Origin of the sequence: Pandoraea captiosa, assembly GCF_902459775.1 — a bacterium.
GTDB classification, from domain to species: Bacteria; Pseudomonadota; Gammaproteobacteria; order Burkholderiales; family Burkholderiaceae; genus Pandoraea; species Pandoraea captiosa.
In genome coordinates, this window is sequence record NZ_CABPSQ010000001.1 from 889,325 (window position 1) to 911,424 (window position 22,100).

A 22,100-nucleotide genomic window follows, 5' to 3' on the forward strand; every position below is an offset into this window, starting at 1 on the left:
AATCAGACTCCTCAGGCGCATGCCGGTACGGGATCGAACGTTGGGCGGGCGTACCGGCGCACGATGGCTTACAGGTACGACGTGTTGATCCACTGGCGCACGGCCGGTGCCTTGTCGATCTGCTTGTAGGTCACGAGCATTTCGGCCAGCCGTTGCAGACCGTCGACATAGCTGCCGGGCGACTTCAGCAGTTGCGTCTGTTGCGCGAGGCTGTACCAGTCGGCGCCCTTGATCGTCTCGATCTGGTCGAGTGCCGACATGCCCGTCAGGGCGATCAGCGTACGCGCGGCCTCGTCCGGCTTGTCGCGCAGCGTCTGGCAGGCGTCGAAGTAGACCTTGAGGTACTTGCGCACGGCATCGCCATTCTTCTCCGCCCAGGCGTTGCGCACGATGAGCACGTCCGGGCCCGGTGTCACGTTGTACTTCTTGTAGAGCGAGAACTGGGTGTCGTCGGCCAGCAGCTTCATCCCCGTCATGGCGCGAATGCGGTTGAATTGCGGCGTCCACGCTGCAGCGGCGTCGATCTGACCGGACTGAATGGCCCCCGGGAGTTCGGGCGCGGGAACGTTGAGCACCGTGACGTCGTTCGACAGGCCGGCGCTGCCCAGCAGGTCCAGCACGAGCAAATGTGCGCTCGATGCGAACGTCACACCCAGCTTCTTGCCCTTGAGGTCCTGCAAGGCGTTCACGCCGTCACGCACGAACAGCCCTTCGACCTTGCCGAAACTCTCCGGCACCGCCACGATCGAGAAGTGCTTCGAGCCGCGCGCCATGAGAGCCAGGGCCGACACAATGCCCGTGCAGGCGATGTCGATGCCCCCCGAGAGCACGGCGCTCATGCGCGCGGACGACGTACCGAACGATTGCCATTGCTGGTCGATGCCGGCCGCGGCGAGCGCCCCCGACTTCATGGCGAGATACGCCGGATAGTGGCCGAGCCACGCCGAGCCGCCGTACTGAATCGTCGTGGCGTCTGCTGCGCGTGCCAGGCCCGCGAAGGACGAACCGCCTGCGGCTGCGAGCGCCGACATGGCGGCGCTGGTGTGGAGGAATTTTCGTCGTGAGAGGTTCATGCGTGTCTCCTATGTAGGTATGTGTTATTCGCGTTGAACGGTGGGCGCACTTCAGGTGAGAGTCATCCGGCCCGGCGCCCCGGGGCGGTGGATCAGCAAAGCGCCAGACGCTCGCCCACCCAGGGCATGAGGCGACGCAGTTCCGGGAAGGCTTCCTGCGCGAGCGCGAGACGACCGGCCAGGAAACACTGCGACGCCATCTCCGAGACCTCGCCCTCGCGCGACACCTGATAAATCGTGCGTGAGAGGGCGGGGCCGGGCAGCGGGAGCGCGGCGACCTGCGGCAGCGACGCGCGTCCCTGCAACAGACAAAGCGGCGTGGCGATGGTGAACCCGAGGTCGGCGGCAACCATCGACATCACCACGTCAGACGTATCGATTTCGAGGTGCATGCGCGGCGAGTGCCCGGTGCGGCGCAGGTGACGTTCGATGACGGCACCGAAATGCGAGCGTCCGGAAAACCGGATCAGGGGCAATGCGCGAATCAGTTCGCTCAGATCGGCGTTCGCGAGGTCGGCTTCCCGGGACTTCGGAACGACGACGATGAACGGCTCGGTGAAAATCGGACGACGCACCAGGCGCTCCATGTCGTGCATCGGATCACTGGTGACAATGAGATCGAGCTGGCGGGCAAGCAGCGCCTGCGCGTGGCCGTTGGCCAGGCCGGACCAGAGCAGCAGTTCGCTGGTGCTGCCCGACATCTGGCGAACGATCGAGGGTCCGACCGTCGCGGCAAACGAGTCGATCATGCCGACACGAACGGCGGCGCGGCTGGCAACGTCGGCGTCCTGCACCTGAGCGATGAGCCGATCCATGTCGTCCACGATCTGGCGCGCATGGCGCGACAGGGCGAGACCTGCAGGCGTGAGTTTGAGCGGACGGCGCGAGCGGTCGAGGACCCGGGTGCCGACCGTCTGCTCGATCTGTGCGATGGCCTGCGAGATAGCCGACTGCGTGACGCCAAGCGTTTCGGCAGCGCCGGAAAGGCTGCCGGCCGAGGCGACGGCCTCGAAGATCCGCAACGATCTGACGTCGAGGTCTGCGCGTTTCTTCATCGGCATGTCTCCAGAACGTGCGCCGCGTCTAAAGTGCGCAAGGACGTGATGCGGTCCTTGCCGACACACAGCGACACATCGGTATAAGAATTTCTGGAGATTGTAGGGACGCGAGGCCTTAAAACAAAACCATGTTAAGAAAAACTAATACTTTGTATTAGACGGTGGGAATTTGGGGAGGCTCAAAGCAACCGATAGGCGAGACGGGCGGCGACCCGGGCTGCCGTGCCCTGAGCGTCGAATCGCGGGTTGTACTCGGCGAGATCGGCCACGAGCAGTTTGCCTGAGTGGCGCACGTGCGTGACGATGGCCTCGACGACGGACAGTGGCACGCCATACGCCGCCGGGGCGGACACGCCGGGCATGACCGGCGCGGGCAGCACGTCCAGATCGATGGTCAGGTAGACGTGTGAGACATCGGCGATCAGCGCATCGATCTGCGCAAGACGTACGTCCAGGTGGCGGTCCTGCATCTCCGTGTCTTCGACGTAAGTCACCTTCAACCCCCGGGCGCGCTCGAACAACGAGGCCGTGTTGCTCAGTCGGCTCACGCCCAGACAGGCGTAATCGAACGGCAACCCCGCCGATTCGCAGGCCAGCGCGATCTGGTCGAACGGCGTACCGGAGGTGCCCGGGCGCGCCGTTCGAAGATCGAAGTGCGCATCCAGATTGAGAATCAGCACGGGTGAGCGGTCGCCCTGAGCATCGAGATGCGCCCTCAGACCTTGCCATGTTCCCCATGCCACCTCGTGCCCCCCGCCGAGGACCACCGGTTGCGCGCCTGCATCGAGCTGGCGGCGAACGGCGTCCGCCAGCGCCTGCTGAGCCGCTTCCAAATCGTCGCCGTCGCACGTGACATCGCCTGCGTCATACAGGCAGGTCATGTCATGCGCCGGCAGATTCGCCAGCGCACGACGGATCGCTTGCGGCCCTTCGGCGGCGCCCACACGTCCCTGATTTCGCCTGACGCCCGCATCGCAGGCAAAGCCGAGCAGTACCGGGACACCGACGCCCGGCGCCTCGGCTTGCACATCGATCTCACGCACGATGTTGAAGAGACGCCGCGTATCGCCGCGCTCACCGACGTCCGTACGTCCGTGCCAGACTGGCGTGTCGCCTGACGCCGGCTGCGCCCGTTGTTGCGGCTGTAGCGGCTGTAGCGGTTGGATTTGCGTCACCATGCAAAGTCTCCTGATCGTCGCCGACTCAAGCGGTTGCGAGGTCGCGCCACACGCCATGGCGCACGGTACGCGAGGGCAGCTCGCCGCCCAGCCAGTAAGCCAGCTCGGCAGGGCGCTCGATCTCCCACGCCACGAAGTCGGCCGTCTTCCCGGCTTCGATCGTGCCGTGTGTGTCGAGCATGCCGAGCGCCTTCGCAGCGTTGCGCGTGACACCGGCAAGGGCTTCCTCCGGCGTCAGCCCGAACAGCGTGCAGGCCATGTTGAGCATGAGCCGCAACGACAGCGCAGGCGAGGTGCCCGGGTTCAGATCGGAGGCCACCGCGATATCCACGCCATGCCGACGCAACAGATCGACCGGCGGACGACGCGTCTCCTGCAGCATGTGGAACGCGCCGGGAAGCAGTACCGCGACCGTACCCGCACGGCCCATGGCCGCAGCGTCCTCCGGGGTCATGTACTCCAGATGGTCCGCCGACAGCGCACCCAGTTCCGCCGCCATGCTCGACCCGCCAAGCGGCGAGAGTTGCTCGGCATGCAGCTTGATAGGCAACTTCAGCTTCTGGGCGCGCAGCAACACACGCATGACTTGTGCCGGCGAAAACGCGATGGTCTCGCAGAAGGCATCGACGGCGTCCACCAGACGTTCCTCGGCGAGCGTCGGCAGAATTTCCGAGCAGACGTAATTCACATACTCGTCGGCCTTGCCCGCAAACTCGGACGGCACGGTGTGCGCCGCCAGACACGTGGTCTTCACCGTCACGGGCAACGCTTCGCCCAGGCGGCGGGCGACGCGCAACATCTTTCGCTCGCTGTTCAGGTCGAGCCCGTACCCGGACTTGATTTCCACCGTGGTGACGCCGTCGCGCATGAGCGCGAGCAGGCGTTTGCGAGCCGACGCGAAGAGGGCGTCCTCGGTCGCGTCGCGGGTGTGGCGCACGGTGTGCTTGATGCCGCCGCCCGCTGCCGAGATTTCGGCGTAGCTCACGCCTTGCAAGCGCTGCTCGAACTCGAGACTGCGATTGCCGCCGAAGACCAGATGCGTATGGCAGTCGATCAGACCGGGCGTGACCCACGCCCCGTTCAGATCGATGCATTCATCCACGCCAGACGCCGAGCGCTCGCCGCGCGGGCCGACCCACTCGATCTGTTTGCCGTGCGTGACGATCACGGCGTCTTCGATCGCCTGGTATCGGCCGTCGCGCATGGTCGCGACATGGCAGTGCTTCCAGTAGGTACGTTTCATGTGAGGCTCATTCCGGGCGCATTTGCGCGCGCAGTTGCACTTCCTTGGGTTTGACACCGAATCGATAGGCCATCGACATCAGTACGATCCAGCCCGCACCGACGTAGAGCGCGATGCGCGTGTCTTCCGTGTACCCGAGCACCCCGATCACGAAGAGCATGAACGCGATGGCCAGCGCCGGGCCCACCGGCCACAGTGGCACCTTGAACTTCAATGCGGCGACTTCCTCGGTCGACAAGCGACGCCGCATGGCCACCTGCGAGAGCAGGATCATCAGCCACACCCACACCGTGGCGAACGTGGCGATGGACGCGATGATCAGGAATACGCCTTCCGGAATCAGGTAGTTGAGCACCACGCCGCCAAGCAGTGCCGCGGTCATCACCAGTACCGTGACCCAGGGCACGCCATGCCGCGAGGTCGCCGTAAACATCGCCGGCGCCTGTCCGTGCTCGGCCATGCCGAACATCATGCGACCCGCACCGAAGATGTTGCTGTTGATGGCGGAGATGGCCGCGGAAATCACGATGACATTCAGGATGGCGGCCGCAGATTTGATGCCCAGCCCCGAGAAAATCTGCACGAACGGGCTGCCCTGGCGGCCGATGCCGGTCCACGGGAAGATCGCCATGAGCACGCACATCGTGAGCACGTAGAACAGAAGAATGCGAGCCGGTACGGCATTGATGGCGCGCGGAATCACCTTCTCCGGATCTTTCGCTTCGCCACCGGTAATGCCGATGATCTCGATGCCGCCGTAGGCGAACATCACCACGGCGAGCGACGCCACCAGACCGCCCCAGCCGTTCGGCAGGAAGCCGCCATGCGTCCAGAGGTTGCTCACTGCCGGCGCATGCTCGCTGTGCATCTGCACGCCGGAGAACAGAATGACGCCCCCGCCCACGATCATGGCGACGATGGCGAGAATCTTCACCAGCGCCAGCCAGAATTCCAGCTCGCCATATACCTTCACGTTGCACAGATTCAGGCCGCAGATCAGCATCACGACGCCCAGCACCCAGATCCATTGCGCAACGTCCGGGAACCAGAAGCCCATATAGATACCGAAGGCCGTGACGTCCGCCAGGCAGACGATGACCATTTCGAGGATGTACGTCCAGCCCGTGAGGAAGCCGGCCAGCGGCCCGAGATTGTCGCGCGCGTAGCGGCCGAACGATCCCGATACCGGTTGACGCACGACCATCTCGCCGAGCGCACGCATCACCATATAGACGGCGGCACCGCCGAGGATGTACGCGAGAATGACCGCCGGACCGGCGAGTTGAATGGCCGACGCCGAGCCGTAGAACAGGCCGGTGCCGATCGCTGAGCCGAGCGCCAGAAAGCGGATGTGCCGCGCGCTCAGATTGCGTTGCAGGGTTTTCAAGCTGTCTCCTGAATCCATGACGAGCCGACTCGCATGCACGCATGCACACTTACACGTAGACGCGGTCGGCAAAGAAAATCGGGTCGTCCGTGCGCCGGTCCAGTCAGCGAACTGAGAGACCGGCGAATGCGGGGGTAACCCGGTACGCCACAAAGCCGGAGCGCGAATCACTGTCCGTTTCGCCCCGGCGGGCGATGCTCAGACGCGACTCAAAGGCTCGGCAACGTGCCGGCGGGCACGAGCGCGCTCAATGTCCGCTGTGCGATGAGTTCGCTTGCGCCCTCGATATCCGGCGCGAAATAACGATCCTTATCGTAGAACGGAACCGACTGGCGCAGCAGGGCGCGGGCGCGTTCCAGGGCCGGCGTGGTTTTTACGCCTTCCCGGAAGTCCAGGCCCTGAGCGGCGCTCAGCCATTCGATCGCGATAATGCCCTTGACGTTATCGGCCATCTCCCAAAGCCGCTTTCCGGCGTTCGGGGCCATGGACACGTGGTCCTCCTGGTTGGCCGAGGTCGGGAGACTATCAACGCTGGCCGGATGTGCCAAGGCCTTATTGTCGGAGGCGAGCGCTGCGGCCGTGACCTGCGCGATCATGAAGCCGGAATTCACGCCGCCGTTGGCCACGAGAAACGCGGGCAACTGCGACATGTGCTTGTCCATCATCAGCGAGATGCGCCGCTCGCTCAGCGCGCCGATCTCGGCCAGCGCCAGCGCAAGATTGTCGGCGGCCATCGCCACCGGTTCGGCGTGGAAGTTGCCGCCGGAGATCACGTCGCCCTGTTCCCAGAAGACGAGCGGGTTGTCCGACACGGCGTTGGCTTCGACGGCGAGGACCTCGGCTGCCTGACGGATCTGCGTCAGACATGCGCCCATGACCTGCGGCTGACAACGCAGCGAATAGGGGTCCTGCACCTTTTCGCAATTGGCGTGCGACTGACCGACCTCGCTCGTCTCGCCCAGCAGGTGGCGGAAGACCGCTGCCGCATCGATCTGGCCGCGCTGTCCGCGTGCGGCGTGAATGCGCGCGTCGAAGGGAGCGCGCGAACCGAGCATGGCTTCGACGGTCATCGCCCCGCACACACTTGCCGCGGCGTACATGTCTTCGGCTTCGAACAAGCCGCGCAACGCGTAGGCGGTCGACACCTGCGTGCCATTGAGCAACGCCAATCCTTCCTTGGCGGCGAGCGTGAGGGGTTCCAGACCGGCGACGGCGAGCGCTTCGCGAGCGTTCATCCACTGACCGCGATGGCGCGCCTGCCCCTCACCGAGCAACAACAGCGACATATGGGCAAGCGGCGCCAGATCGCCCGAGGCGCCGACCGAGCCCTTGAGCGGGATGCGCGGGTAGACCTCGGCGTTCACGAGTGTGACGAGCGCGTCGATCACCTTGCGGCGAATGCCCGAGAAGCCACGCGCCAGACTGTTGATCTTGAGCACCATGATCAGACGCACGAGCGCGTCGTCCAGTGGGGCGCCCACACCGGCAGCGTGCGAGAGCACGAGCGAGCGTTGCAGGTTTTCGAGGTCCTCGTGGGCGATGCGCGTCGAGGCGAGCAGGCCGAAACCGGTATTGATACCGTAGGCGGTGCGTCCCTCGGCCACGATGCCTTCGACACAGGCGACGCTCTTGTCGATGGCGGCGTAAGCCTTCTCGTCGAGCGTAACGATAGTCGGATGCTGATAGACGTCGCGCAGCTGCGCCAGCGTGAGGGTGCCGGGCGTCACGAACAGTTGGGCCATGGACGGAGTTCCTTGATTCGACATAGTCGGGGGTGTCTTGTCTTGTGTCTGTAAATTGCTTACTTGGCGGTGCCCAGCATGGGCAGGTTCAGGCCGTGCTCGCGGGCGCAATCGATCGCAATTTCGTATCCGGCATCGGCATGACGCATCACGCCCGTGGCCGGATCGTTGTTGAGCACGCGGGCGATGCGCGCCGCGGCGGCGTCGGTGCCGTCGCACACGATCACCACACCGGAATGCTGCGAGAAGCCCATACCGACGCCGCCACCGTGATGCAGCGAGACCCACGTCGCGCCGCTGGCGGTGTTGAGCAGCGCATTGAGCAGCGGCCAGTCGGAGACGGCATCGGAGCCGTCGCGCATGGCTTCCGTTTCACGGTTCGGGCTCGCCACCGAGCCGGAATCCAGATGGTCGCGGCCGATGACGACCGGCGCCGAGAGTTCTCCCGAGCGTACCATTTCGTTGAACGCCAGGCCGAGCTTGGCGCGCAGACCGAGGCCGACCCAGCAAATGCGAGCCGGCAGGCCCTGGAAGCTGATGCGCTCGCGCGCCATGTCGAGCCAGCGGTGCAGGTGGGCGTCGTCCGGAATCAGTTCCTTGACCTTCGCGTCGGTCTTGTAGATGTCTTGCGGATCGCCCGAGAGGGCCGCCCAGCGGAACGGGCCGACGCCACGGCAGAACAGCGGTCGGATATACGCCGGCACAAACCCGGGGAAATCGAACGCGTTCTGCACGCCTTCTTCCTTGGCCATCTGCCGGATGTTGTTGCCGTAGTCGAAGGTCGGCACACCCATCGCCTTGAAGTCCAGCATCGCCTTGACGTGGATAGCCATCGACTGCTTGGCGGCCTTCACGACTTCGGCCGGCGTCGAGCGGGCACGCTCGCGGTACTCGTCCCAAGTCCAGCCGATCGGCAGATAACCGTTGAGGGGATCGTGCGCGCTGGTCTGGTCCGTGACCATGTCCGGGCGTACGCCACGGCGCACCAGCGCCGGCAGAATCTCGGCGGCGTTGCCGCACAGCGCGATGGAGACGGCCTGACCCTCGGCGGTGTATCGGGCAATGCGGGCGAGGGCGTCGTCGAGATCCTTGGCCTGTTCGTCGACGTAGCGCGTGCGCAGGCGGAAGTCGATGCTGGTCTGCTGGCATTCGATGTTCAGCGAGCAGGCGCCGGCGAGTGTGGCGGCCAGCGGTTGTGCGCCGCCCATGCCACCCAGGCCGGCGGTGAGCACCCAACGCCCCTTCAGGTTGCCGCCGTAATGCTGGCGACCGGCTTCCACGAACGTCTCGTAGGTGCCTTGCACGATGCCCTGGCTGCCGATGTAGATCCACGAACCTGCGGTCATCTGGCCGTACATGGCCAGCCCCTTGGCGTCGAGTTCGTTGAAGTGCTCCCACGTTGCCCAGTGCGGCACGAGATTCGAATTGGCGATGAGCACGCGCGGTGCGTCGGCATGGGTCTTGAACACGCCGACCGGTTTGCCGGATTGCACCAGCAGCGTCTCGTCGTCGTTCAGGGTCTTGAGCGTCTCGACAATCTTGTCGAAGCACTCCCAGTTGCGCGCGGCGCGGCCGATGCCGCCGTACACCACGAGGGCGTTCGGATTCTCGGCCACGTCCGGATCGAGGTTGTTCATCAGCATGCGAAGCGGGGCTTCGGTCAGCCAGCTTTTGGCGTTGAGTTGCGTGCCGCGCGGGGCGCGCAGGGTGACGTCGCGATATCGGGTGAATTGGCTCACTGTGATTCCCTTGGTTCTGAGCGTTGAATGGCTTGTACAGTATTGTATATACAACTAGCCGTGAACTAGGGTTTTCACGGGGCGCGCGGTGACGCCGGAACCGAAGCCTTGACGCGGTTACTCGGTGTCGCCGAAACGACCTTCGAGGCGATGGCGCGAGCCGGGGTGCAGCAGACGCGCGACGGAGACGATCCGCTTGCCGGACCACGTGCGTCGACGAATCAGCAGGCAAGGTTCGGTGCGCTGGATCTGGAGCATCTGCGCTTCGTCCGGCGTGGCGGTCACGGCCTCGACGACATGCTCGCCGGAGCTGAGCGGCGAGGTGCGCTGAAGATAGGCGTTGGGCGTGAGCTTGGTGAAATCCTGCTCGAGGTAGTTCGGTGCGAGTGCCGGGTTCACGAAGCGGTCTTCGATCTGCACCGGAATGTTGTCCTGATAGTGGACGATCACCGAATGGAACAGCTTTTCGCGCTCCTGCAACCCCATGGCGAGCGCGCGTTCCGGGCCGGCGAGTTCTTCGCGCAGCAGTTTCACTTCGGCGCGATGCCGATGCCCGTGCCCGGAGATTTCGTCGGCAATGTTGTTCACGGCAAGCAGCGGCGAGTGCGACTTCGGCTCTGCGACGAAAGTGCCCACGCCTTGCATGCGCACGAGCCGCCCTTCGGCCGTAAGCTCACGCAATGCGCGATTGACGGTCATGCGGCTCACACCGGATTGCTCGACGAGTTCGTTTTCCGACGGCACCCGATGATGCGGCGGCCACGCGCCGGTGTCGATCTGGCGGCAGATGAACTGCTTTAACTGCAGGTAGCGTGGCGCAGGCCCTTGATCGGTAAGTGTTTCGACAGTCGTCTGGGCGGTTTGACGTGGCACCTTGTTGGCCTCTCCGGTCACGTATGTGCGGGTGGGAAAGCCTGAAGGATAAGCCAATCGTCTGCCGCAGAGGAAAAAAACGGCACGCCGGCGCACGGCACGGCTTGAGGCAAGGCCGTGCGAGGGATGTGCGAAAGCGTGCCCAAGGGTGAGCCGGTCCGTCATGCAACGCCACACCACGTCCACAACGTTGCGTGCCGATCCGGTTCTCGCGAAGTCCCCGAAGCGCAACTCAGATCCCCCCGCCGTGGGGCGGCGGAGGGCCGTTCAGTGTGACCCTAAGACATCAACGGTTCCACGCGCATGCGCGCAGACGCTCAGAACGTTTGACGCACACCCACGCGCACAAACGTCTGCGTCGCCGTGGCGGAAGAGATGCCGTTGCCCACGTCGCCGACCGACGCCGTGGCCGCGACGACGTTGCCGAACGTGTCGAGCGTGCTGCCCGACGCCTTCTGGTAGCCGACCAGACCGTACAGCGACGTGCGCTTGGACAGCGCGTAGTACGACGCGAAGTTCACCGTGTGATACTTCGGACCGCCTGCGCCCTTGACGTCGCTGCCTTGCGTGTAGTTGTACGCGCCGGCCAGTCGCAGGGCGGGGGTGACCTGATAGGCCAAGGTCGCGCCGACCGTATTGAACGTGAAGCTGCTGGCGAACGTCGAGAGCGAGCCCGGCGTGTACTGCACGTTGCCGTACTGGATACCGACCTGCGTGGCGCCGAACGTGTAGGTACCGGCTGCGGAGATGATGCGCTGGCTCGCGGCCGAGGCGAAGCCTTCGTTGATCGACGAGGAGAACGTGCCGTCGTACGAGCCGGTCCACGTGCCGGCCGCACCGTAGGCGTTCGTGGCTTGCAGGTACCCCACGCCGATCGCGAACGGACCGCTGGCGTATTGACCGCCGAAGCCCCAGGTGTTCTGGTTCTTGACGCTGCCCGGCTGCCCGCCAAAGCCGTAGATCGCGCCGAACTGGAAGCCGGCGTAGACCGGACTTGCCCACTTCACCGAGTTGTTCACGCGCGACTGGTTGTCCTGGTTGTCGATATCGCCCGGGTGAGCGCCCATGCCGGTGACGAACGTGCCTGCGCTCAGCGAGCCGACATAATCGACGATCGGATCGTACTGACGACCGAACGTGAGCTTGCCCAGGGTTGCGCTTTGCAGACCCATCCACGACTGACGGCCGAACTGTCGGCCACCCTGGCCTGACGTGCCGTTACCGATGTTGAAGCCGTTTTCCAGCTGGAAGATGGCCGAATTGCCGCCGCCCAGGTCTTCCGAGCCCTTCAGGCCCCAACGGTCGCCGGACCACGTGCCGCTGGCAAAACCCCATACCGAACCGTTGGTGTAGTTGATCGGTGCGCCGACGCCACCCTTGGAGTTGGCCGTGCGCTGACCGCTCGCGTAGCCCACGCCGGCATCGACGATGCCGTACAGGGTCACGCTGCTTTGTGCGTAGACGGGAGCCATGAATCCGGCCATACCGCCCAGGCCGAGTGCAGCGAGAAGAATGCGTTTCATAATATTAGTGATCCTAAATTTATATTGCAGGAACGTCACGAAATCGCACCGGCAGTTCCCCGGTGTGGGTCGGTTTTTGTGGAACTGCCGGTGTCACTTGCCGGGGGTGTCACCTCCGGGAAGTCCGGCGACGGCGAGCCATGTGGCCACGGCCACGACCAGCGCGTCGATATCGTCGAAACTCTCGGTGCCCGGCACGGCAGGCGCATCGAGGACGGTAAAGACCGGTTTGCGCCACTGAAGGCCCAGCGCGATTTCAGAGAGCGTGCCCAACCCCCCGCCGACGGCGACGAGGCAGACCGAGGCGCGCGCGATCAGGGCGTTGCGCGTAATGCCCAGCCCGGTCGGCAGGGCAACGCTCAGATGCGGGTTGGCGTCGGCAGCGTGGTCCTCGGGCAGCAGACCGATCACGATGCCGCCGGCAGCGCTTGCCCCGGCCGATGCCGCTTCCATCACGCCGCCTTTGCCGCCGCACACCAGCGCGATACCGGCTGCTGCCAGCGCGTGGCCGATGCGTTGCGCCGCATGGAGCTGAGCGGACGTGGCTTCGCGCGGACCGATCAGGCCGACGGGCGTGACGTGACGCGACGCGCCCGCTTGCCGCGCCGCCAGTTGATCGAGGGCGTGGCAGGCCGCAGCCGACCACTCATTCGGGATGACGCCGTACAAGACACTCTCCAAGAGCGAGGACACCGCTGCACACGGCCATCAGCACGAGCGACAGTGCGGCAGCTTGTGGAAAATCCGTTTGCCCGTCCGACATCTTCAGGAACATGAGCAACGGCAGAATGTTGATCTGCGTGCCGGCCAGCGCGAGCGCCGTGCCGTACGTGCCCAGCGCAATCGCTGTGACGAGGCACCACGCCGCCGCGAGCGTGGGCCAGAGTTCGCGCAGAGCGACGTCCACGATTGCACGCAGCGGTGTCGCACCCAGCGTGAGCGCCGCTTCGATGGGGCGACGGTCGAGGTTGGCGATGGCGGGGTAGACCATCAGCGCCACGCGCGGAATCAGGTAGTACGCATACGCCGCGACAAGACCCGGCGCCGTGTAGATCAGGGCGCCCAAGCGCACCGGATCGGCACCGAGCGGGGCGAGGGTCATCGTGACGAAGCCCGAGCGTCCGAACGCCAGAATGAAGCCATAGGCGATCACGAGCCCGGAGAAGGCTAGCGGCACCCCCATGGCGGCGAGCCAAAGTCGGCGACGGCGCGGTGTTTGGCGTGCCAGCGTGATCGCGATGAATGCACCCACGACCAGCGAAGCGGTGCCCGCACCCACCGCCAATGCCAGTGAATTGACGAAGGCGTCACGTATCAGCGGATCGAGGGCGATGGCGCGAAATGCAGCGCCGTGCCGCTCGAATGCGGCGACCACCAGCGCGGCCAGCGGCAAGCCGAAGCCGAGCGTGAGCACCAGGGCCGCAGGCAAGCCGCCGAAGCGACGAACCCAGCCGCGCGGCGCGACGCCGGCCCGTCGGGTGGCCGGCGGCTCGTTCGATCCGCCGGTCCGGGGCGTGTCGTCGCGGCGCGTCGATGCGTGCACGGAATTCATGGTGTCCGGGGTGTCCCAGGTGCCCGAGGTGCCCGAGGTGCCCCGGCTCACTTGGCGAGCGCGGCTGCGGCCCACAGACGGTCGACTTCCGCCTTCTGCGCCGCGGCGCGGGCGACGTCGAGCGGGTGGACCTGCGGGGCGTCCGGCATGCGGGCGCGCATTTCGGCGCTCATCGGCGTGCCGGGTACGGCCGGGCGAACGTAGCCTTGCGCGAAGAGCGATTGACCGACCGGACTCATGATGAGGTTCAGCCAGAGCTTGGCGGCTTCCGGATTCGGGCCGTTCTTGACCAGACTGATGGCGTAAGGCGCCGACACGGTGGCGTCCTTCGGAATCACGACCTGTGCGGCGTCGCCCATGCCGTCGGTGTACTTTGCCTTCAACCCGTCGTTCTCGTAGCCGATGAGAATCGGAATTTCGCCTTTGAGGAACTTGGCGTAGGGCGTGGTGCCCTCCACACGCATCACGTTCCCGGCATCGCGCAACTTGCCGAAGAACTCCGCGCCCGGCTTCGGATTGTCGACGCTGCCGCCAAACGCATAGGCGGCGGCAAACACGGCGACCTGCCCCTGACCGGTCGAGCGTGGGTCCAGGTAGACCACCGAGTTCTTGTATTCCGGCTTGAGCAGATCCGCCCACATCTGCGGAACGTGCCTGACCAGCTTCGTGTTCACGAGAAACGCGATGTTGAGCGAGTGAATCGTGAACCAGCGGCCGTCGTTGTCGCGGAAGACCTTGGGCAGCGTGTCGAAGTTGACCGGCTTGAATGGCGCGACGACGTCCTTCTGCACAGCGTCCAGTGCCGAGCCGGCGAAGTAATAGGCAGTGTCGGCCTGGGGTCGACGGCGCGATTTGTCCAGCGCGGTGACCGTCGCGGCCGAGCCGATGTCGTTATAGGTAATCTCGACCTTCGGATAGCGCTTCCGGAATTCGGCGAACAGGGCTTTCCAGTTGGCCCATTCCGGTCCCGTGTCGAACGAGACGACGAGACCCTCCTCGGCGGCCTTGGCGTACAGCTCGGCTTCGCCCGCATAAAGCGGTGCGGCAGCGCCGGCTTGTCCATTGGCCTGCGCGCCGGATTGGGCGAAGGCGAAGGAGGCCGTGCCGCCGAGTAGCGCGAGTGAGGCGGCGAGTGAGGCGGTGAGTGAGGCGGTGAGCGTGGCGAGTGCCGACACGGCGCGCGCGGGCAAGGCAGATGCGGGGTGAATCATCGACATGGCTCCGTGAGGGGCGTCAGTTAAGAAGTGCGATGGAACAAGCGGAACAAGGGTTAAGCACCGGGCGGCGGCAGTACCCGCAACTGCGCGGGATCGAGCGAGATCGCGAACGAAGCGGGTGTGCGGCTCTCGCCCAGTAACGGTGCGCTTGCGCCATCGGGCAGAAAATCGAAGCGGCAGGTCGCGCCGAAGAAGCGCACTGCGCCGGGGCGTCCGTCCAGCCGGTTGATCGTGCCCACTGGCGGATCGCTCCGAATGTGTTCGGGCCGCACCAGCAGCGAGACGGCGGCGCCCGCAGGCCACGCACCGGTATCTGCGTGCAGTTCGGCAAAACCGGTGTCGACCACGCCGGGGCCTGCCACACGGGCGGGCAAGACCGTCGACAAGCCCGTGAAGCTCGCCACCGTTGCACATGCCGGGGCGTCGTACAGGCGTTGCGGCGTATCGATTTGCAGCAGGCGTCCGTTGTCGATGACCGCGACGCGATCCGCGAGACTCAGGGCTTCGTCGCGATCGTGCGTGACGATGAGCGTCGTGGCCCCGCTGGCCTGTTGCAGTGCGCGAATTTCATCGCGCAACTGCTGGCGAATGCCCGCGTCGAGCGCGGCCAGCGGCTCGTCGAGCAACAGCACGCGTGGCGACACCGCCAGCGCGCGAGCGAGCGCCACGCGTTGCTGCTGACCGCCGGAGAGCGAAGCGGGACGGCGCGCCGCGAATGCCTCCAGTCCGACACGGGCGAGCATGGCGAGCGCGGCCTGTTGGCGCTGGGCCGGGCGCACGCCCTGCATGCGCAATCCGTAGGCGACGTTATCGACCACGCTCAAATGCGGGAATAACGCGTATTGCTGAAAGACCATGCCCACGTGACGGCGCCACACAGGCACGCCGCCGACGTCTTGGCCACCGATGGCGATGCGACCGTGATAGCCGTCGAGCAGGCCGGCGACAAGGCGCAGCACGGTCGATTTGCCGGAACCGCTGCGACCCATGACCGCCAGCAATTCGCCCTGACGCGCTTGCAGGCTGACGTCATCGAGGCCATGGGCGGCTCCGGCATAGCGGAAGCTGACGTTTTCTAGCGTGAGGCTCATGAACTGACCTTCTGACGTGAAGCGGCAACGATCGACACGCCGGTCGCGGCGAGTGCGAGCACGAGCAGTACGACGGTGGCTGCGCAGGCGAAGCCGGTGGCGCCGTAGAACGCCTGCAGCAAGACGACCGGATAGTTGCGATAGCGGAAGCCGGCGATGAGGTTGGATATCTGGAACTCGCCGATCGATAGTGCCGCCACCATGACGAGGCCGGCGACCAGGCTATGGCTGAGATTCGGCACCGCGATGCTGAGAAACTGACGCAGCGGCGAGGCGCCCAGCGTCGCGGCGCAATCTTCCAGTCTGGCGATATCGAGATGCCGGAGGTCGGCGAGCAGCGTCTGCGTGAGGTACGGCAGCGTGAGTACGACATGCGCCAGCACCAGCAACCAGAGCGAGCCGAGCCATGGCAGCGTGTCGCCGCTGAACACGGCGATGTAGCCGAAGCCGAGCGTGAGCGCCGGCACCGCCACGGGCAGCAGGGTCACCAGCCGCGCAATCGTCCCGCGGCCGTTGCGCGCACGGTGATGCAGCGTGTAGGCGAGGGGAAGGCCGACGGCAGCGGTCATCGCACAGCAGCTCACCGCGACGATGAGGCTCGTGGAGAATGCCCGGCGAAACGACGGATCGCCGGCGAGGTCGACAAACCACTGTCCGGTGATGCCGGTCGGCAAGACAGTGTTTGTCCAGGTCTGACCAAAGGCGCCCACGAGCAGCAGAAGTACCGGCAGGCAAAGATAGATCAGGAACAGCGCGGCAACGGCGCGCACGACCCAGACCAGAACGCCGGCGTGTCGACGTGACTGCGAATGCCCATTGGCGGCCGCGTCGGCCGACGCCGGACTGTGCCGCGATGGCACAGATGGGGCAAAACGGTCGGCGTGATCGACATGATCGGCGTGATCGGCGCGGGCGTTGGACATCTGGGGAAACCTGAACGGCATACGATGAAAAATTCGCTTCGGTCGACCCGATCTCTTGCCATTCCTTACGGCACAAAGCAGGCGGGCAGATCGACGTTGGGCGAGAGTTTCGAGGGCCGACATGTCATCGTCATGAAGAAAACACACGAATCGGGCATCGTGCTGTGCGAAAACGGAACAGTTGGCGCCGCATACACAAGGGGGCGCGATGCCGCTGTCGAACGAATCGAACGAATCCAAGCGAACGACAACCCACGCCTGTCCTGATCTCTCCAATGCGACACTGCTATCCCAACATCGCCGAACTGCTCGCCTTTGCCAGTGCGGCAAGACACTTGAATTTTTCTCGTGCTGCCCGTGAACTTGGGCTCACGCCGAGCGCGGTCAGCCGTCAGATCGGGGCGCTGGAGGCGCTGGTGGGCACAACACTGTTCGTGCGCGAAGGACGCCATCTGGCGCTGACCGAGGCGGGGCGTCGCTATCATGACCGGGTGGCGGCGCCGCTGCGTGAGATCGGCAACGCCTCGCTGGAATTGATGACCTCGCGCGGCGAGAGCGATTTGCTGACGATTGCCAGCGTGCCGACGTTTACGACCAAGTGGCTGATTCCCCGTCTGCCGGACTTTCTGGCGAGCACGCCTGGGGTGACGCTCAGCTTCAGCCGTCACCTCTCGCACGGCGATGCGTTTCCCTTCACGCTCGATGCTGCGGTGAGATACGGCGACGGCACCTGGGAAGGCGTGGTGAGCGAGTATCTCGACGGACGCCGTTTCGTGCCGGTGTGTGCGCCATCGTTCCTTGCACGTCATCCTCTGCCGGGCGTGGCGGACATCGCATTCGCGCCGAGGTTGGTGCACAACCAGGCGGAGGATGTGTGGGGCACATGGGCGGCTTGCTACGACGCCGCGCCACACGCCCAGCGCCCCGGGCCGCGATTCGAGCAGTACGCTGTACTACTGCAGGCCGCGGAGGCGGGCATGGGGGTGGGTCTCGTGCCGGCGTTTCTCGCGCGTGAGGCGGTAGAGGCAGGGCGTCTGGTGGTGCCCGTGGATGCCGGGGTGGATGTGCCACGTCACGGTCATTACCTGTGCTATCCGCGAGAGCGCCTGCAACAGCGCGCTGCGCTCCGGCAGTTCCGCGAGTGGATGCTGCGTCAGGCGTCGCAGGGATGAAGTATCGGCCTGCCGCAGGCTCAGCGCGAGGCGCTTTGACGTGTCGCCTGTCCCTTCGCCTCAAGCACCGGCGCAAACGAGGTATCGACGATCTTGCTGACATCGAAGCGAGTCGGCAGCGCGCCCGTTTGCGTGAGGAAGTCGCTCGTGCCTTGATAGTCGGCGACGGCTTGCTTGTCGACTGGGTCGATCGTCATCCCTGCCTGTCCGATCCAGTGACGTGCCACGTCACGGTCCAGTCCGGCTTTCTTCGCCCACTGATCGGCATATACGTCCTTATGCGTTTCGACCCACGCGCGGGCTTTTTGCAGTCGCACGAGGAAGTCGGAGATCGCGGCGTGTTTCGCGCTGACCGACGGCGCATACGCGGCAACGCTGCTCAGACCCGGCATCAGATTGCGTGCGGTGATGATCGGACGCGCGCCGTTATGCACGACTTGCTGCGAAATATAGGGCTCCCACACAGGGAAGGCGTCGATGGCGCCGTTGGGCAGGGCGACCGCGGCGTCCACAGGCATGAGCTTGACGAACTGTACGTAGTCCGTCGGCAAACCGGCTTTTTCCAGCGCGCGCAACGTCAGTTGCTGGCTCCATGCGCCGGGCCAGTAGGCGACTTTCTTGCCTTTGAGGTCCTGAATGGACTTCACGGGGGAGTCCTTCGGCACGAGCAGCGCGATCGTGTCCGGGTTCTGCCGCGAGACGGCGATCAGCTTGACGGGCGCGCCTTTCGCGGCGAGGAAAAGAAAGCCCGAGTCACCGAGAAAGCCAAGGTCCAGTGCGCCGGCGTTCAGACCTTCAGCGACCGGTGCCGCCGACTGGAAGTGCTTCCACTCGACCTGATAGTTCGCCCCTTCCAACGCGCCGGAGGCCTCCATCGACGCGCGCACGTTGTAGTAGTTCTGATCCCCCACGCGCAGCGTCACGCCTTGCGCATTGGCCGCGCCGGCATGGAGCGCGCCAAGCGCAGACATGGCGGTGAAGACAGTGAAAGCCCGGAAGGAGGGGGAAAGGGAAAACGAAAAGGAAAGGGCGGGAACGGTAAAGCGGGCGCGACGAATCCAGCGCAGCAACATCATGACACCTGTCTAAAAAGCGATTGAAGAGACGTTTGAGAGAAACGGATGAAAGGGTCGAATCAATTGGCCAGATGGCTCGACGAGATCTTCAGGCCGCCCGGGGCGTGCGTTGACGATCGAGTTCCGCGACATGACGGCGGATCGCGGGAATCAGCGTCTCGCCGTAGCGAATGGTGTCGCCCAGCGGGTCGAAGCCGCGAATGAGGAACGTGTCGACACCGAGTTCGTAATAGCGCCCCAACGCCCGTGCGACCTGTTCGGGGGTGCCGACGAGCGATGTCGAGTTCCAGCGCGCGCCTGTTGCTTTGGCCACGCCCATCCAGAGCCGCTCGTCGACGACGTCGCCCCGTTGGGCGGCGGCAAGCAAACGCTGCGAACCGACGTTCTCCGGCGCCTCGGCGCGCAGCCCGAGGCTCGCGCGCGTGGCCTTGACCTGACGCAGCACGTCCTCGGCGCGCTCCCATGCCTGTGCTTCGGTGTCGGCGACGATCGGGCGAAATGAGATCGAAAAGCGGGGTTTGCGACCGTGACGTTGCGCCGCCGCGCGCACGCGCGTGACCAGCGACTCGACGGCGTCGAGCGGTTCGCCCCACAGCATGTACGTGTCGGCGTGACGCGCTGCGACATCGATGGCGGCATCGGACGCGCCACTGAAATAGATGGGAATATGGGGCTTTTGCCACGTCGGCACGGCAGGCGACGCCTGCTCGAAGCGATAGTGCTCGCCGTGGAAGTCGACCGGCGCGTCGGCGGTCCAGATGCTTTTGAGGGCGTCGAGATACTCGTCGGTGCGCGTGTATCGCGCGTCATGATCGAGGAAGTCCCCGTCGCGGCGCAGGTCGGCGTCATTGCCGCCGGAGACGACGTTGAGCGCGAGGCGCCCGCGAGAGAACTGGTCGAGTGTGGCGAGTTGGCGTGCGGCGAGCGGGGCAGCGATGACCCCCGGACGATAAGCGAGCAGAATGCCCAGCCGTTGCGTCGCGGCAGCGACATGGCTGCTCACGAGGCTGCCTTCGGGGCCGTTCGAAAAATAGCCGATCAGGGCGCGGTCGAAGCCTGCCGTCTCATGAGCCTGCGCCATGCGCGTGATGAACGTCGGATCGACGGCGGCGCCGGTGGGTTGATCGACTTCGGATCCCGGCGCGGCCGTGATCATCCCGATGATTTCTACGCTCATGAGTGCACTCCAGTACAGGCAAAGCGCGAGCGTAGCGGGCGCGCGGCGCGCCGTGAACGAAGCAAATCGGGATACGTTATGTTGTGCCGCGGCATAAGCAACGCAAGCAACGCAAGCATCGCAAGCGTCGCGCGCCTGCGATGTGACGTTCTGCGTTCGATTGCCTCGGCTGGCGCGGCGGCTTACCAGCCGTGCAGTCTCGGCCAGGTCGCGAGATCGCGCGCCGGATCGATGGCGTGGTACTCGGGAAACTGCGCGCCGGTGGCACAGGCATGGTTGGGCAGAATGCGCAGCAGCGTGCCGATGGGAAAACGCGCCACGATGTCGGGGTCCGGCTCGCCCTCGCGCGAGAGAATGCCGTGCTCCTGATTCGCGCCGCTCAACACGTAGCCCGGCACCAGGCTTCCGTCGACGCGACAAACCTGCCCGTAGCCAAAGTCCCGCTTTTGCTTTTGCGTGCCCCGATCGCGGCTCATCGCCATCCATCCGGCGTCGACGATTGCCCAGCCTTTGTCCGCCTGATGCCCGATCACTGTCGTGAGCACGCTCAGCGCGAGTTCGTCCGTGGTGCATACGCCCACGTTATGCATGACGAGATCGAAGAACACATAGACGCCCGCGCGCACTTCCGTCACCCCTTCGAGGTGTTCGGCGGCAAGCGCCGTTGGCGTCGAGCCGACGCTCACGACAGCGCACGGCAGACCGGCGTCGCGCAGCCGCGTGGCGGCGAGCACGCATCCCGCGCGCTCCTGCTCGGCGATGGCGGCGAGCGCTTCGGGGGTGTCGAAGTCGTAGCTGGAGCCCGCGTGTGTCATCACGCCGCCGAGCCGTGCGCCGCCGTCGTGCAGCACACGAGCCACGTCGAGCAGGGCGTCTTCCTCGGGGCGGATGCCGGAGCGGTGTCCGTCGGTATCGATCTCGATCCACACGTCGAACGTCTCGCCGTGCTCGGCGCCGAACGCCACAATGGCCTGCGCCGACGCCACACTGTCCGTGATGATCTTCAGGTCGCAGCCGCGACGGCGCAGCGCCAGTGCCGCGGGCAGCTTGCTTGCGACCATGCCCACGGCATAGAGGATGTCGGTCACCCCGTCGTCGAAAAAGCGCGCCGCTTCCTTGAGGGTGGAGACGGTGATGCCCGACGCGCCTGCCGCGATCTGCGCGTGCGCGACTTCCACGCATTTGCTGGTTTTCACGTGAGGGCGAAAACGCACGCCGAGCGCGTCCATGCGCGACTGCATGCGCGCAATGTTGTGCTGCATGCGTGGCACATCGATGATGGCCGCTGGGGTGTCCAGCGTCTGCAACGTGGCGAGCGCGAGGTGGTGGGTCGAGGTCATGGCGGTGGTTCTCAGGCGTGTGTACGGAAATGACGAAGCCAGTCGAGGGCCGGTGCGAGGGTGGGGGCTTCGCAGTCGGGTGCGGGGGCGCCCTCCGGGCGTGCCAGGCCGACCCGGTTATGCCAGAACGTGCGCAATCCGAGCGCCGACGTGCCGAACAGGTCGTAACCGGAGCCCGCCACGAAGGCCGCCTCCGCCACCTCGGCCGCGTTGGCGGACGATATGCCGAGCCTGTCGAGCGCCATGCGGTACGGGCGCGGATCGGGTTTATAGAAGCCCGCTTCCTCCGACGTGACGACGACATCCCACTCGACGCCGAGCAATGACGCCGCCTGATGTCCGAGCGCCTTCGAACAATTGGTGACGACCGCGAGCTTGCAATGCGGGCGCAACGCCTGAAGCAGTTCGCGGGCACCGTCCCATGCGGGCAGCGTCAGCCATTCGGCTTCGAGGGCTTGTGGGGCCGATGCGGGCAACCCCACATGCTCGGCGGCTTCGCGCACCAATTGTTCATAGCTGACGTAAGCGCCGCAACCATAGGTGCGCCGCAGATACTCGGCACGCCATGCGCGTCCGGCCGTCTCGCTGCCAGCGGCGCGGTTCCATACGGTCCAGGAGTCGAGCAATGCCGTCAGAAGATCGAAGAGTACGGCGCGCGGCCAGGCGTCGCGCGAAGGGGCGGTGTCGGACATGGTGGTTTTGACGGTGCGTTGTTGGGAGACGTGACGTTGGGTGA

At 65.2% G+C, this 22,100-nt stretch carries 20 protein-coding genes; 2 read left to right on the plus strand and 18 right to left on the minus strand.

The window, feature by feature from the left end:
* Positions 1–68: 68 nt before the first annotated feature.
* The 14 genes from PCA31118_RS03805 to PCA31118_RS03870 all read right to left on the minus strand — a co-directional run bounded on the left by PCA31118_RS03805 (position 69) and on the right by PCA31118_RS03870 (position 16,599).
* Positions 69–1,073, minus strand: coding sequence for an ABC transporter substrate-binding protein (locus PCA31118_RS03805; protein ID WP_150623051.1), 1,005 nt, complete (start codon positions 1,071–1,073; stop codon positions 69–71).
* Between the two features lie 92 nt (positions 1,074–1,165).
* A complete protein-coding gene (locus PCA31118_RS03810; protein ID WP_044455851.1) occupies positions 1,166–2,128 on the minus strand; it encodes a LysR family transcriptional regulator in 963 nt (320 codons plus the stop codon).
* Between the two features lie 182 nt (positions 2,129–2,310).
* Entirely contained in the window at positions 2,311–3,309 is a 999-nt protein-coding gene (hutG, locus tag PCA31118_RS03815; protein WP_150623053.1) for a formimidoylglutamase, read from the minus strand.
* A 25-nt stretch (positions 3,310–3,334) separates the two neighbouring features.
* Entirely contained in the window at positions 3,335–4,552 is a 1,218-nt protein-coding gene (gene hutI, locus PCA31118_RS03820; RefSeq protein ID WP_150623055.1) for an imidazolonepropionase, read from the minus strand.
* 7 nt (positions 4,553–4,559) lie between these two features.
* Entirely contained in the window at positions 4,560–5,939 is a 1,380-nt protein-coding gene (locus PCA31118_RS03825) for an amino acid permease (protein ID WP_150623058.1), read from the minus strand.
* 209 nt (positions 5,940–6,148) lie between these two features.
* The gene (gene hutH / locus PCA31118_RS03830; protein WP_150623060.1) at positions 6,149–7,681 is read right to left on the minus strand and encodes a histidine ammonia-lyase; all 1,533 of its coding nucleotides are present in this window, start codon (positions 7,679–7,681) and stop codon (positions 6,149–6,151) included.
* Positions 7,682–7,740: 59 nt separating this feature from the next.
* Positions 7,741–9,420, minus strand: a complete 1,680-nt coding sequence (hutU, locus tag PCA31118_RS03835; RefSeq protein ID WP_150623062.1) for a urocanate hydratase — start codon at positions 9,418–9,420, stop codon at positions 7,741–7,743.
* Between the two features lie 117 nt (positions 9,421–9,537).
* Positions 9,538–10,293 (minus strand): histidine utilization transcriptional repressor HutC, encoded by a 756-nt coding sequence (hutC, locus tag PCA31118_RS03840; protein WP_150623064.1) that lies wholly within the window; start codon positions 10,291–10,293, stop codon positions 9,538–9,540.
* A gap of 317 nt (positions 10,294–10,610) precedes the next feature.
* Positions 10,611–11,816 carry a porin gene (locus PCA31118_RS03845; RefSeq protein ID WP_150623066.1) on the minus strand — a complete coding sequence of 402 codons (1,206 nt, stop codon included), beginning with the start codon at positions 11,814–11,816 and terminating at the stop codon, positions 10,611–10,613.
* Between the two features lie 93 nt (positions 11,817–11,909).
* Positions 11,910–12,485 (minus strand): TIGR00725 family protein, encoded by a 576-nt coding sequence (locus PCA31118_RS03850; RefSeq protein WP_246190039.1) that lies wholly within the window; start codon positions 12,483–12,485, stop codon positions 11,910–11,912.
* On the minus strand, positions 12,463–13,368 hold the full coding sequence (locus tag PCA31118_RS03855) for an ABC transporter permease (protein ID WP_150623068.1): 906 nt from the start codon (positions 13,366–13,368) through the stop codon (positions 12,463–12,465). Before PCA31118_RS03855 ends, PCA31118_RS03850 begins: the two co-directional genes overlap by 23 nt.
* 47 nt (positions 13,369–13,415) lie before the next feature.
* Positions 13,416–14,579, minus strand: a complete 1,164-nt coding sequence (locus tag PCA31118_RS03860; RefSeq protein ID WP_150623070.1) for an extracellular solute-binding protein — start codon at positions 14,577–14,579, stop codon at positions 13,416–13,418.
* A 59-nt stretch (positions 14,580–14,638) separates the two neighbouring features.
* On the minus strand, positions 14,639–15,676 hold the full coding sequence (locus PCA31118_RS03865) for an ABC transporter ATP-binding protein (protein WP_150623071.1): 1,038 nt from the start codon (positions 15,674–15,676) through the stop codon (positions 14,639–14,641).
* Positions 15,673–16,599: an ABC transporter permease gene (locus PCA31118_RS03870; RefSeq protein ID WP_150623073.1), complete on the minus strand. Its 927-nt coding sequence runs from the start codon at positions 16,597–16,599 to the stop codon at positions 15,673–15,675. Before PCA31118_RS03870 ends, PCA31118_RS03865 begins: the two co-directional genes overlap by 4 nt.
* Between PCA31118_RS03870 and PCA31118_RS03875 the strand changes: the two genes are divergently transcribed.
* The gene (locus PCA31118_RS03875; RefSeq protein WP_150623074.1) at positions 16,567–16,866 is read left to right on the plus strand and encodes a hypothetical protein; all 300 of its coding nucleotides are present in this window, start codon (positions 16,567–16,569) and stop codon (positions 16,864–16,866) included. The genes PCA31118_RS03870 and PCA31118_RS03875 overlap by 33 nt on opposite strands.
* 8 nt (positions 16,867–16,874) lie before the next feature.
* Positions 16,875–17,771 carry a LysR substrate-binding domain-containing protein gene (locus tag PCA31118_RS03880; RefSeq protein ID WP_150623076.1) on the plus strand — a complete coding sequence of 299 codons (897 nt, stop codon included), beginning with the start codon at positions 16,875–16,877 and terminating at the stop codon, positions 17,769–17,771.
* A gap of 20 nt (positions 17,772–17,791) precedes the next feature.
* Here the strand turns inward: PCA31118_RS03880 and PCA31118_RS03885 are convergent, their stop codons facing one another.
* The 4 genes from PCA31118_RS03885 to PCA31118_RS03900 all read right to left on the minus strand — a co-directional run bounded on the left by PCA31118_RS03885 (position 17,792) and on the right by PCA31118_RS03900 (position 22,056).
* Positions 17,792–18,847 carry an ABC transporter substrate-binding protein gene (locus tag PCA31118_RS03885; RefSeq protein ID WP_246190040.1) on the minus strand — a complete coding sequence of 352 codons (1,056 nt, stop codon included), beginning with the start codon at positions 18,845–18,847 and terminating at the stop codon, positions 17,792–17,794.
* 88 nt (positions 18,848–18,935) lie between these two features.
* Positions 18,936–20,024: an LLM class flavin-dependent oxidoreductase gene (locus PCA31118_RS03890; RefSeq protein ID WP_150623078.1), complete on the minus strand. Its 1,089-nt coding sequence runs from the start codon at positions 20,022–20,024 to the stop codon at positions 18,936–18,938.
* 182 nt (positions 20,025–20,206) lie between these two features.
* On the minus strand, positions 20,207–21,364 hold the full coding sequence (locus PCA31118_RS03895) for a DSD1 family PLP-dependent enzyme (protein WP_150623080.1): 1,158 nt from the start codon (positions 21,362–21,364) through the stop codon (positions 20,207–20,209).
* Between the two features lie 11 nt (positions 21,365–21,375).
* Entirely contained in the window at positions 21,376–22,056 is a 681-nt protein-coding gene (locus PCA31118_RS03900) for an HAD-IA family hydrolase (RefSeq protein ID WP_150623082.1), read from the minus strand.
* Positions 22,057–22,100 lie beyond the last annotated feature (44 nt).